This window comes from Emticicia aquatica (genome assembly GCF_923079645.1).
Taxonomy (GTDB): Bacteria; Bacteroidota; Bacteroidia; order Cytophagales; family Spirosomataceae; genus Emticicia; species Emticicia aquatica.
Genome location: NZ_CAKLPY010000001.1, coordinates 1,129,885 through 1,142,667, shown reverse-complemented (window position 1 = coordinate 1,142,667; position 12,783 = coordinate 1,129,885). Strand labels below are relative to the sequence as shown.

Annotated in this window: 10 protein-coding genes; 4 read left to right on the top strand and 6 right to left on the bottom strand. The window is 33.1% G+C overall.

The genetic code is table 11. The annotated features are described in order from the left end of the window. Window positions 1-71: 71 nt before the first annotated feature. Together MJQ71_RS05040 and MJQ71_RS05035 are read left to right on the top strand one after the other, a co-directional pair. Window positions 72-407 carry a DUF6984 family protein gene (locus tag MJQ71_RS05040; RefSeq protein WP_238805096.1) on the top strand — a complete coding sequence of 112 codons (336 nt, stop codon included), beginning with the start codon at window positions 72-74 and terminating at the stop codon, window positions 405-407. A gap of 7 nt (window positions 408-414) precedes the next feature. After that, window positions 415-1,455, top strand: coding sequence for a serine hydrolase domain-containing protein (locus MJQ71_RS05035; RefSeq protein WP_238805094.1), 1,041 nt, complete (start codon window positions 415-417; stop codon window positions 1,453-1,455). Between the two features lie 18 nt (window positions 1,456-1,473). Here MJQ71_RS05035 and MJQ71_RS05030 read toward each other — a convergent pair whose 3' ends face one another. The 3 genes from MJQ71_RS05030 to MJQ71_RS05020 all read right to left on the bottom strand — a co-directional run bounded on the left by MJQ71_RS05030 (window position 1,474) and on the right by MJQ71_RS05020 (window position 5,279). After that, window positions 1,474-2,679: a WG repeat-containing protein gene (locus MJQ71_RS05030; RefSeq protein WP_238805089.1), complete on the bottom strand. Its 1,206-nt coding sequence runs from the start codon at window positions 2,677-2,679 to the stop codon at window positions 1,474-1,476. A gap of 195 nt (window positions 2,680-2,874) precedes the next feature. Beyond that, window positions 2,875-4,116 carry an ABC transporter permease gene (locus tag MJQ71_RS05025; protein ID WP_238805088.1) on the bottom strand — a complete coding sequence of 414 codons (1,242 nt, stop codon included), beginning with the start codon at window positions 4,114-4,116 and terminating at the stop codon, window positions 2,875-2,877. A 50-nt stretch (window positions 4,117-4,166) separates the two neighbouring features. Next, on the bottom strand, window positions 4,167-5,279 hold the full coding sequence (locus MJQ71_RS05020) for a Gfo/Idh/MocA family protein (protein WP_238805087.1): 1,113 nt from the start codon (window positions 5,277-5,279) through the stop codon (window positions 4,167-4,169). A 283-nt stretch (window positions 5,280-5,562) separates the two neighbouring features. Between MJQ71_RS05020 and MJQ71_RS05015 the strand changes: the two genes are divergently transcribed. After that, window positions 5,563-6,825, top strand: a complete 1,263-nt coding sequence (locus MJQ71_RS05015) for an asparagine synthetase B (protein WP_238805086.1) — start codon at window positions 5,563-5,565, stop codon at window positions 6,823-6,825. A gap of 65 nt (window positions 6,826-6,890) precedes the next feature. On the opposite strand, the gene MJQ71_RS05010 is transcribed toward MJQ71_RS05015, so the two are convergent. Continuing rightward, the gene (locus MJQ71_RS05010; protein WP_238805084.1) at window positions 6,891-8,336 is read right to left on the bottom strand and encodes a hypothetical protein; all 1,446 of its coding nucleotides are present in this window, start codon (window positions 8,334-8,336) and stop codon (window positions 6,891-6,893) included. 392 nt (window positions 8,337-8,728) lie between these two features. Between MJQ71_RS05010 and MJQ71_RS05005 the strand changes: the two genes are divergently transcribed. Further along, on the top strand, window positions 8,729-10,720 hold the full coding sequence (locus MJQ71_RS05005; RefSeq protein WP_238805082.1) for a M1 family metallopeptidase: 1,992 nt from the start codon (window positions 8,729-8,731) through the stop codon (window positions 10,718-10,720). A gap of 3 nt (window positions 10,721-10,723) precedes the next feature. On the opposite strand, the gene folB is transcribed toward MJQ71_RS05005, so the two are convergent. Together folB and MJQ71_RS04995 are read right to left on the bottom strand one after the other, a co-directional pair. Continuing rightward, window positions 10,724-11,077: a dihydroneopterin aldolase gene (gene folB, locus MJQ71_RS05000; RefSeq protein ID WP_238805079.1), complete on the bottom strand. Its 354-nt coding sequence runs from the start codon at window positions 11,075-11,077 to the stop codon at window positions 10,724-10,726. Window positions 11,078-11,161: 84 nt separating this feature from the next. Further along, window positions 11,162-12,670 carry a DivIVA domain-containing protein gene (locus MJQ71_RS04995; protein ID WP_238805077.1) on the bottom strand — a complete coding sequence of 503 codons (1,509 nt, stop codon included), beginning with the start codon at window positions 12,668-12,670 and terminating at the stop codon, window positions 11,162-11,164. Window positions 12,671-12,783 lie beyond the last annotated feature (113 nt).

Below are 12,783 nucleotides of genomic sequence, written 5' to 3'. Positions count from 1 at the left end.
TATTCAATTGAATATCTGCTCTTTTTATTTCATTCAAATACCATTTTACTAATTTCAGAATTAAAAAATAAATGGAACATCGACGAAAAATTAAAGAAAAGGAAGTGAACTTAATCATTTTTCTCTTAGAAAAACTTGGATTAAAAATTGAAGAATATCCAATCAATGAAGATGTAGAAGAATATGAAGGTGGAAAAATGGGAAGCATAAGCATGGGAAATCCTGACATTTCTCCTTATTTGGGAGATTTGATTCAAGCCAATTACATAGATTCGGATGGAACACCAGTGGTAATTACACTTACCCAAGACTCTAATAATCAATTATTGGATTTAGATTTTTGGAAGGTCGATTTTTCTAAACTAATTACTTATCCTATTCCAGAAAATTTAACCTTTGCTGAATAAAAATATTATGAAAATTCTCAAGAAAATCAATGCTATTTTCTTGCTTTTATTTTCACTCATAATTGTGTTTGATGTAAAAGTCCAAGCTCAAAGTAAGGTTAAAAGAAAAATAGATTCTTTGATAAATACAAATTCAGACAAACCTTTTAATGGCGTTATTCTAGTCAAACAGAAAGAAAAAATACTATATGAAAATATCCGAGGATTGTCTGATATTCAATCAAATAAAAAACTTAATTTCAATGACCAATTTGTAATTGGCTCAATTAGTAAACAATTTACTGCTGTCTTGATTTTAAAAGCATTAGATGAAGGAAAAATAAGATTAGACATTCCAATTAGCACATATTTGCCAAATCTTAAACAAAAATGGGCTGATTCGGTAACTATTCATCAACTGCTAACACACACGCACGGTATCATAAATCTTGAAGAGCCTCTTGCATTTAAAGCGGGTAGTCGGTATGCTTACTCGCAAATTGGGTTTGATATTCTGGCACAAATTCTTGAAAATGTACAACATCAGTCATTTTCAAGCCTATCAAATAAATTGTTTGAAAAATGCAAAATGTTTGACACTTTTCATCCCGATATAAAAAAATACAAAAAATTAGTAAATGGCTATACCGAGAATACCGATGGAAAATTAGTTTTTGAAACAGAAACTTTTGAAAATTATGTAGCAGCAGGTGGGTTTATTTCTTCAGCAAACGATTTGGCTAAATGGAATGAACAATTGCATAATGGGAAATTATTAAATTCAACTACCTATCAAATGATGATTACAAAGCAACCAGTTGCAATTCGCCAGCATCCACTCTTTGGTAAAACTGAATATGGATATGGAATCACGGTTAGCGATGACAACGAATTATTACAGTATGGACAGACGGGTTTTACTCCTGGCTTTATCTCAATGGATTTTTATTTTCCTGCAACCAAGACAAGTGTAATTGTTTTAGATAATTTTGTCTGGACTCCAAATGATTTGAAAAAAGCATTTTCATTTCATACAGCCATTTTACAAATAATTAAAGAATCGCTTTAGTTATTGATTGAGCCAAAACTATTTTGAAGAAAGTTTTCCATCACTATTAATCAAATATTCGTTACTGTTAATTAATAACACAACTCTAGCAGGTGAAAATGATTCATCAAGTGAGACATAAATTTTTTCTTTTCCGTCAATGTATCCTTTTTTCATATCAAGTTTGGCTAAAATCAAATTATCTTCTTCGTTAAATTTTGGTTCAATAGGAGAAGTATAAACGATTTTTCCCTGCAAATCAATATAATGAAAATTTTCATTTAGTTTGGCATAGGCCAATCCTTGGTCAAATGCTGTTACTTTATCAAACATTGCAGGAATAAATTCGTTTCCTTGTTTGTTGACAAATCCAAATTTACCATTTATTTTAAATGCAGCAATACCATCTTCAAAGTCATCAAGAAAATCATATTTTGCATTGATCAGTTCTTTCCCATCATGGTTGATTAATCCCATTTTGTTGTTTTTCATAATAACGGCAACGCCATCTTTAAAACTACGAATATTTTGATAGGAAGCTGTTTGTACGAATTTACCTTTTCTATCAATCAAACCAGAAGCATTATTAAATTTTACAGCGGCAAGTCCGTCATGAAAAGAGCTTGCCAAATCATATATTGGCTCAATTACTACTTTGCCTTTTTGATTAATATAACCAAATTTCCCATTTTTCATAAATAACGCATACCCTTCGGAAAATGGCAGTGAAAATTCAAATTGGTAATTAATTACCAATTTCCCCTTTGTATTGATATAACCATTCTTGCCATCTAGTCCTACAAGACCTAAACCACTGCTAAAACCCATTCCGAAATCGTGACGTGGATAAACAACAATTTTACCTTCTTTATCAATAAAGCCATATTTATTTTGAAAGCTAACCAATGCTAAACCATTTGAAAATGGTTCACAGATATCAAAAATTATTGGAGTAAGAAGTGAGCCATCAAGACGAACAAAACTATAACGGTTATTTTCTCTAACAATGGCAAGTCCATCTTTAAAATCAGTCACCATATCATATTGACAAGGGATTTGTAAAATTCCTTGACGATTAACAAAGCCATATTTTCCTGCAATGTTAACTTTAGCCATTCCATCATAAAAAAAAAGTCCAATACTTTCTCTTTTTTCAATTGTCAATTCTTGTGAAACCGCCTGAGCAAAAACATTCAGAATTGACAGAAAACAAACACTCAATATTATCAAAACTCTTTTTTTCATCACATTTTGGTTGATAAATAATTTCTCGAACCCTAGATTATGTTTGATTTACAAACAAATCGCTCATTAGCCTATTCCAAACACTATGCCAAATGTATCCGTTTAATCATTTTTTAAAAAATCTAATCAATAAAAAAATCCTCGCAGAAAACTTCTACGAGGATTTTTAACTCATAACTCTTAACAAAAAACTGTCTATTCGTATCTCAAAGATTCAATTGGGTCTAGTTTAGAAGCTTTATAAGCAGGATAAAAACCAGATAAAATCCCAACAACAACACAAACTACAAATCCCATAAATATCCAAGCCCAAGGAATTATAAAGCTACTTTTATCACTAATCAATTTGGCAATCAGATTTCCAATACCAATTCCCATTATAATTCCTGCTATTCCACCCAAAATACAAATTACAATGGCCTCCATCAAAAACTGTAAACGAATCTTGAATGGTGTTGCTCCAATTGCTTTTCTTATTCCGATTTCACGTGTACGTTCAGTTACAGAAACCATCATAATATTCATTAATGCAATGGCTGCTCCCAAAAGTGTAATTATTCCGATACCAAATCCACCCACTCTTAAATATCCTGTTACTTCTTCAAAATCTTTTGCAAGAGCATCCGAACGTTCTATCTCAAAAGATTTTGCTTGACCAATTTGGTCTTTTCTTACTCTACGCATCACAGCTTCGGCTTCACCTAATATATAATCCATATCCGAGACATTATTTACGGAAGTAGTAATATCAAAAGTTAGTTTTCTATTTCCTGCAATTTGTCTTCCTGTTTCAAGCGGAACTAATGCCACTCTGTCATCACCTCCACCAGTAATACTCCCTTTCTTTTCCAAAACCCCAATTACCTTAAATCGCAATCCTAACAAAGTTATGTCTTTATCAATTGGGTTTTCTTTCGGGAATAAAGTTGTTGCTAATTCATTAGCTAAAATCACAACATTATTAGTTAAGTTAATATCATTTTCAGTAATATCTCTTCCTGAAATAAGTTTATATCCTTTAATATTTATATAATCTTCATCAACTCCACGAATCAAACTGTTAGGATTCGTTTTTACAGATTTATATTTCAACTGTGCAGCCCCCGAAACATTGGTATAAATACTTATGGTGGCCGAAGTTTTTCCTTGAAAAAGTTCTTTGTATAATTTTGCCTCTCGGTATTCAATCGGAGGATAATCCTTATCATTCACTCCCGAACTTCGTCTTCTCCACATACGTGGGCCTTTTATGTCAAAAGAATTAGCACCCAAACCAGCAAAACTATTATCGACCGAACTTTGCATTCCATCAATAGCAGTCAAAATACCAACCAATGAAGTAATACCAATAGCAATAATTAAAGCCGTAAGTACAGTACGAAGCATATTTCCTTTGATGGAACGTAAACCTTCACTTATATTTTCTGTAAGATTCATAATTAAATTTCCAATAAACCTGTGTCTATTGCTTTTGATTAATGTTCGTTCTAATTTATAGTTACCTTTTTACCTGTATTTGCGGCTTCATAAATAGCCTCTAATATTTTCATATCTTTTAAACCCTCCTCTCCTGAAATATGAGTTGGCAATTGCTTATTTTCTATCAAGACTTTTCCAATTTCATCCATTTGAGTTGTCTGCTGATTAATTGTTGGAAAATCAAGTTCACCTTTACTTGTTCTTCCCTTAAATGGTCCGTAACTGACAGCGGGACTAAGTTCAAAAAATCCATCATCGGCAGCGGCGAAAAATCTATCAATCCCACAATTGTAAGAACTCGTTGAGGTACAAACGGCTCCACTTGGAAAAACTAATTGCCAAGTAATGGATTCTTCAACTTCAGAAAATAAAGTTTTATTCGTAACTGGTGCAAACTGAGCTGATACTGAAATGGGTTCTTCTCCCAAAACATAGCGACTACTCTGTACACAATAAACGCCTAGATTCATCAATGGGCCACCACCAGAAAATTCTTTTACTAAATGCCAATCTTTTGGATTCTCTCCTCCAAGTCTATATCCCAATGAAACCTCAATTAATCTGACTTGTCCAAATACTTTTTCTTGTCCAAGCCTTTTTAGTTCTTTGTGGTATGGTTCAAAATGAAGTCGATAACCAACAGCCAATTGTACTCCTGCTTTTTTACAAGCATCAATCATTTCTTGACAATCTTTTGCTGTAATTGCCATTGGTTTTTCAACAATAACATGCTTTCCAGCCTTGGCTGCTCTAATCACAAATTCCTTATGCATCGAATTTGGTAAAACAACATATACCAAATCAATGTCTTTATTATTTACGATTTCATCAAAATTCTGATAATTATAAATGTTTTTTTGAGGGATATTGTAGCGTTTCTTCCAATCTTCTGCCTTCGTTGGTGTACCCGTAACAATCCCAGCTAATCTACAATATTGCGAAATTTCTAATCCATCAGCTAAATATCCAGCATATCTTCCCAATCCACAAAGTGCAATATTTAGTTTTTCCCCTTCATAAACTACCTTAGAAACATTCTTTAATGGTGGTTTAGCAACTGCAATGACAGACGCACTGACTCCTATTTTTCCTAAAAAGGTACGACGTGATAAATTTTCCATCTATTTCCAGTGAGAATAATTTGTAGTATTTGGGTCTAATTTATTGTATTATTTAGCCTTACAAAATTCATCAAGAGTTTTCAAAAGCACAAACGATTAAGATATGCTATTCAACCGCTTATCATTTTTTTAGGCAAAAAAGCTTCTTTATTCAACAATTGAGCAGTAATTTTATAATAAAAAACAATTGCATTGGCTTAAAATGCTAATAATCAAATCTAAAATTCGTTGATGATTGGTACGGTGATTGCTACAGTTGAATACATACTTTTTATTGATAAAAATGAAAAAAATAACTCTTTTAGTGCTGTTGACATTTTCGTTATCGACTAATCTATTCGCAAACCGAATATTGATTCCGATGGATGAAACACAAAGAAATCATTTGAAAGCTTATGGAATTGCATTTTGGCTTTTAAAAACTCATGGAACAGAAGTTGAATGGTTACTCAATTACAAAGGTGGTAGTTTTCTTTTTGAAGCATCACAAACATATATTAATGAATGTGTGATTCGAGGAGTGAGTTATGAAGTTATTTCGGAAGCAGAATCACAATCGATTCTAAATTTGATTGCTTCAAATGATGCAAATATGGATGCAGTTAAACTGAATAAAGCTCCTAAAATTGCGGTATATTCTCCAAAAACTACTCAACCTTGGGACGACGCAGTAACGCTTGTACTTACTTATGCCGAAATTCCTTACGACAAAATTTTTGATGAAGAGGTCTTAGATAGTAAACTTCCCGAATACGATTGGTTACATTTACATCATGAAGATTTTACTGGTCAATTCGGAAAGTTTCTACGAATGCGTGGACAAGGTTGGTATCAAGAGCAAAAACAAGAAGCTGAAACAATTGCTCGAAAATACAATTTCACCAAAATTCCAGACCTGAAATTAGCCGTTTCAAAAAAAATCAGAGATTTTGTATTCGGTGGTGGTTACATGTTTGCCATGTGTAATGCAACCGATACTTTTGATATTGCATTGGCTGCCGATGGAGTCGATATTGTAGAAGCTCCATATGATGGAGATGGTGCTGACCCAAATGCAGAAAAAAAACTCAAATATGAAAACTGCTTCGCTTTTAAAGATTTTCATTTAATAACGAATCCTTACGAAATGGAATTTTCAAGCATTGATAATCAACAAGAAGAACGTGGTGTAAATGAAAACAATGATTATTTTTCGTTATTTCAGTTTTCGGCTAAGTGGGACCCAATTCCGACAATGCTTACGCAAAATCATGCAAACTTGATTAAAGGATTTATGGGTCAAACAACTGCTTTCAAAAAACAATATATCAGACCTGATGTAATAACATTGGCAGAAAATCGCTCGATTGGCGAAGCTCGTTATATTCATGGAACTGCAGGCAAAGGGTTTTGGACTTTTTATGGAGGCCACGACCCTGAAGATTATCAACACTATGTAGGCGAAGAGCCGACTGACCTTAATCTTCACCCAAATTCAGCAGGCTATCGTTTAATTCTTAATAATGTTTTATTTCCTGCTGCTAAGAAAAAGAAATTAAAAACGTAGAATTAAAAAACACAAAAAAATCCCCACTTTCGGTAAGTGGGGATTTTTTTGTGCATATCTTAAAATTATTTACATTTTCCTTCTCCACCATCTGAGCAACAACGGTTGTAGTTTTTGCTCAACGCTTTGTATTGTTTTTCAGTAAGACTAACATACAATTTATTATAATCGCCAAGCATTACATCCTGTTTTGTAAAATTATAACTCATCTGAACTGGAATATTGATATTTTGGTCAGCAAGTGCAACCCCGTCTTTAGAACAAACTCTCAATATTTTAGAAACATCACTTCCACCCGTAGTTGTAAATTCATAAGCAGATTTAACTGGAACTTGGAAACTTCCCAAACAAAGATATTTGTCAGCCAATTCACCTTTGTCCAATTTACCAGTTTTCTTATAAACACCAATAATGGTTACGTCATTATTAGAACTTTTTAAACTACCATCTTTTATTTCAGTTTTACCAATAAAATTAAATTTTTGGTCAGCACATTTTGTATCACCCGAACCATAAGAAGCAGATGTAGATTCAATTGCACTGCTATTTGAAACTTTTTTACCTGAAACTTCTAAATTTGAAGCACCAGTTGAAGTTACATTTATTGGTTTATATGCTTTACCCAAAGCCTTGAATTGAGCCTCAGTAACATTCAAATATAATTTATCGCCATCACCAACATTCACTTCATTCTTAGTTATTTTGTAATTAAGATTCATTGGTAAAGTCAAATTCAATGGAGCTGGAGTAGCACTTCCTTCCATACAAACCTCCACAGTTTTAGAGTATTGAGCATCCCCTTTCAGGCTAAAATCATAAGTTGAACGAACAGAAACTGGATATGAACCCAAAAGTAAACCTTTTCCTTTTGAAGAAGCAGATACCGCAACAATCTCCATTGTTTTACTTGTGTTCATAACATCGCCACTTTGCACTTGACCTGAACCGCTAATATTTATTGTTTGAGTTTTACAAGTAATAACAGGAAGAATCGGATCTGGAGTTACAGTGATATAAGTGGGAATATAAAATGCATTACCACATTTTTTCATAATATATAGAAAACAATCTCCACCTTTTGAATAGATTTTAAAAGTTGGGAAATCGTTTCCTAATTTTGACCAAGCATATTTGTGTCCGTATGCACCCATCCAGCCAATAGTTCCAGCAGTTAGAATTTCAGGATTTAAACTTTTACTTGTAAAATCAGGGTCATTAAAACCAGTGTATCCAAGGGCTTTAAGCAAATCATCAATCTCTTTTCTACTTCCTTTTTTGTTACTTTTATGCACTGCTTTAAGATGATTGTATGCAGAAGCACCTGTGTGCTTAGGAATTTCACCAAATTGTGGACTTGTACCAAGTTTTTTTAAAACTACAGGAGTTTTATCAGAAGCTCCTTTAAAAATTGAGTAAGAAAGTAAGTTACATGGCGAGTCTCGTTGCTGGGCAATTCCTACAAATGGTAAAAGAATTACTAAAGTTAGCACGGAAATTAGTCTAGATTTCATTTTGTTAATTGTTAAGATTTCTGTTTGAAAAAAGATAATTCAATACAGGTTCAAAATTAAGATTACAGAAATAGTAAATATTAAAATTTTGTGCCAATTTAGAAAAAAAATACCTTTCGACAAGACAAAATCGTATAAAATATTGTTTTAAACCCTATTTTAAGCAAAAACATCAAATCTTGTCCCCTTTTTCACCTAATGTTTACAACTTAATAACATCAATCAAAATATGCTGAATCTTTCTCAAAAAAATCTACTTTTCTCTGCAACATTAAAAAAATAAACATATCTCTTTATAAACAAAAATCGTTACTTTACCGTTAGAAAAGTGCATTGTCATTTTTTTTGTAATTTATTCTTATTTTTTTATACATTATCATCAAATATAATTCATGAAAATCAATAAAATCTTATTGGTTTTTGCTTTAGGTTTTTACCAAATCTTGCAAGCTCAAACTCCAAGCATCTCAAAGTACGACCATCGAGATGCGTTCAATCCACTCTTTAATTTTATGCCAGGAACTGCTTACAGAAGTGGAACTGGAGCTCCTGGCCCAATGTATTGGCAAAACAGGGCGGATTATAAAATTAATGTCAAACTCGACGAAGTCGCTAATACCATTACTGGCGATGTTGAAATAACGTATAAAAATAATAGTCCCGACAAGCTCCCTTTTGTTTGGTTACAATTAGACCAAAATCAATTCAATGATAATTCAAGAGGAGGAAAAACAACAACTATTGCTGGAGGAAGATTTGGTAATACAGGTTTTGACGGTGGATACAACGTACAATTTGTTAGTGTTGATAAAGCCCTATCAGTTGGAAAGAAAAAAAGTTTTCGCTCAGTTTACGCCGAACATTTAACTGACGATACTCGAATGCAAATTCGTCTATCTGAACCAATTTTACCGAGCGAAGAAGTAAAAATCAAAATTACTTATTCATTCAAAATTCCTCGTTATGGTTCTGACCGAATGGGAAAACAAGAAACCAAAGACGGTACAATTTATGAAGTTGCTCAATGGTATCCTCGCATGGCAGTTTATGACGATGTTGAAGGATGGAATACTTTGCCTTATTTAGGTGCAGGTGAATTTTATTTGGAATATGGCGATTTTGAATACAATGTTACTGTTCCTTATAATCATTTGGTGGTTGGTTCTGGTGAACTCATTAATCCAAATGAAGTATTGACTTCTGAACAAATTAAACGTTTGAACGAAGCCAAAAATAGTGAAAAAACTGTTATTATTAGAAGTAAAGATGAAGTGAATGACGCAAAATCTCGTCCTCGAAATGACGGCACACTCACTTGGAAATTCAAATGTAATCAAGCAAGAGACATAGCTTGGGCTACTTCAAAAGCATTTATTTGGGATGCTTGTAAAATAAATTTACCTAGTGGCAAAACTTCATTGGCACAATCTGTTTATCCAGCAGAAAGTGATGGTAATGATGCTTGGGGGCGTTCGTCTGAATATGTAAAAGGTTGTATTGAGTTTTATTCAAAATATATTTATGAATATAGCTACCCTAGTGCAGTAAACGTTGCGGGTGTTGTTGGAGGGATGGAATATCCAGGAATTGTTTTTTGTGATTATCGTGATAAAACTGAAAGTCTATGGGGAGTAACCGACCACGAATTCGGGCATAATTGGTTTCCAATGATTGTTGGAAGTAATGAACGTAAATATGCTTGGATGGATGAGGGTTTCAATACTTTCATTAATACACTTTCTACAAAAAACTTTAATAATGGTGAATACTATAGTCAGGAAAATGTTCGTCAAATGACACCTTATTATTATGACCGTGACCCAATTGCAAATATTCCTGATGTAATTCAAGAAAATAATTTAGCAATTGCTGCATACATGAAACCTGGTTATGGGCTCACAATGCTACGAGAATTGATTCTTGGTGAAAAAAGATTTGATTATGCTTTCAAAGAATATGTAAATCGCTGGGCATTCAAGCACCCAACTCCACTTGATTTTTTTAGAACAATGGAAGATGCAGCTGGCGAAGATTTGGGTTGGTATTGGAAAGGTTGGTATCTAAATGATTGGAAAATAGACCAAGGTGTAAAAGATGTGACTTATGTACAACAAGACGTTGCAAAAGGTTCTGTTATTACGATTGAAAATTTAGAAAAAATGCCTATGCCAGTAACAATTGATATTAAAGAAACCAATGGAACAAAAAAACGCATACAATTACCTTACGAAATTTGGCAACGAGGCAATACTTGGAGTTTTAGATATGATTCTAAATCAGCAATTGAATCTATTATAATTGACCCCGATAATAAATTACCAGATACGAATATAAAAAATAATAGTTGGAAACCCTCAAAGTTTGCTAGCTCACAAGTAAACTAGCCATTAAGGAATAGATATTGTAACCTTTGAACGTTCACAAACGCCACCAATCGGCGGATTAAATTTTGATACACTAACTGTTACAGCTTCAATATATGGAAACTGAATTTTTACAGCTTCTATAATTTTATATGCAATATGTTCTAATAGCCGATGTTTTTCTTTCATAACATCGGCTATTATTTTATAGACAACTTCATAATTTACCGTCAATTTTAATTTATCTTCTTGAGCAGCCCGACTTAAATCTGCTTTAATTGCAATATCAATCGAATACTTATTCCCAATTTTTTGTTCCTCATCATAGTATCCATGATAAGCAAAGAATTCTAATCCTTCAAGAGAAATAATTCCCATAAATTAATGATTAATCAATATTTAGAAAAAGAAACAAAAAAAGGTTCAAGTTGTTGCTTGAACCTTTTTACTATAATTATATCATCAAAGGTTATCAAAAAAAGAACTACCCGATGAACTTTCATTCTTAGCAATAATATCGTTTACAGTCGGAAGTGGCGTTGTATCTTTGGTAAGTCCATCATTTTTTTCAACCATCGCCTTTCTGATTGCAGCTTTAACTTTATTTACTTTTTCAAGCATTTCCTCTGTTATTGAATCCAAATTATTTTCGCTTTGAATCGGAGCTGCTGTAAATGAGGGTGTAGTATCAATTACTTCTTCAATTACTGGAATTTCGATTTCTGGCTCTTCTACAATTTTGGTTTCTTCAACAACTTCTATGATTTCATTTTCTTCAATAGTTTCATGAATCTCCTCAACCTCATCTTTTTTAGGTTCTCTTCCTCCAACCAAATAAAACTTCAAAGCTTCCAAATCTGCCCAACGACCTTCTGCAGCAAGTTTCGCTTGTTGCGTCCATGTGCTTGGGTCATGGCTCGCAAATTGTGGCCCAGCTGCATCTAAAATTTCTTGAATTTTATATACAGGAGTTATGGCTAAATCACGAAAAGTAAAAATTCCTGCGTCATAAAGAACCATCGCAATTTTTGGCCCAATTCCTTCAATAACTTCTAATTCATCATCTTTTGGAACGCTATTTTTTACTGGTTCTTCACTAAAAGTATTCACTTTTGTTTCAAGAATTACTGAGTCTTCAACGCTTTTTTCAATAACCTCATTTTCCTCTTCTTGAATCGTTACGGTTTCTTCGGCCAACGAATCCTCAAGATAAACTTCAGTTTCAGCATTATTTTGAGAAACAACTTCCTCTATAGAAACCTCAGTAGTTTCCTCGGTCAATGTTTCTTCAATTTTTTCTTCCTCAACTATCGGCTCATTAACTTCAAAAACAACTTGCTCAATCTGTCTATTCTCAATTTGAGTTGTTACATCATCGGTTTTCGACTTCTGGCTTTCATTTCCAGACAATAGCGATGTTGCTTCTTTAAATTTTGCTTCAACTCCTTCTTTATCAAATTTTTCTTCAAATCTTTGTACATGGTCTAAAGTTGCATTCGATAGACTTCTCATTTGTACCAACAAATTAGTTTTGTAATGGTCCATCGCACGAAAATCTCGTTCGAGTACTTTCACATCACCTAAAACCTCATCCTTAATATATTTTGCTCTACTTTCAGCTTGTCTGATAATATCATTAGCTCTTTGCTGAGCTTCGATTAGTGTTTTTTCACCTAATATCTTAGCTTCTTGAAGATATTTATCGGCCTGTTGATTTGCCTGTTCGGTAATCATTGTGCTAGTATCTTCAGCAGTTTTCAAAGTTTTGAACAGCGTCATTTCAATCTCACGCAACTTATTGGCTTCTTTTTCAGCAATTTCAAGCTGCATTCTCAGCATCTTGCTCTCATTAAGAACTCGTTCCCATTCTTGCGAAAGATTTGCCAAAAAACTATCTACTTCTTCAATATTATAGCCTCTAAATGTTTTTTCGAATTCATGCTGGCGTATTTCGAGAGGTGTAATCTTCATTGTTAAAAATGTTTTAGGAAATTCTGAAACGTTTTTGATGATGGAGCAATAGTTCGCCCATTTCGATTGCTGAAATACATTGAAAATAATATTCCTATATCAAAAATTTAACT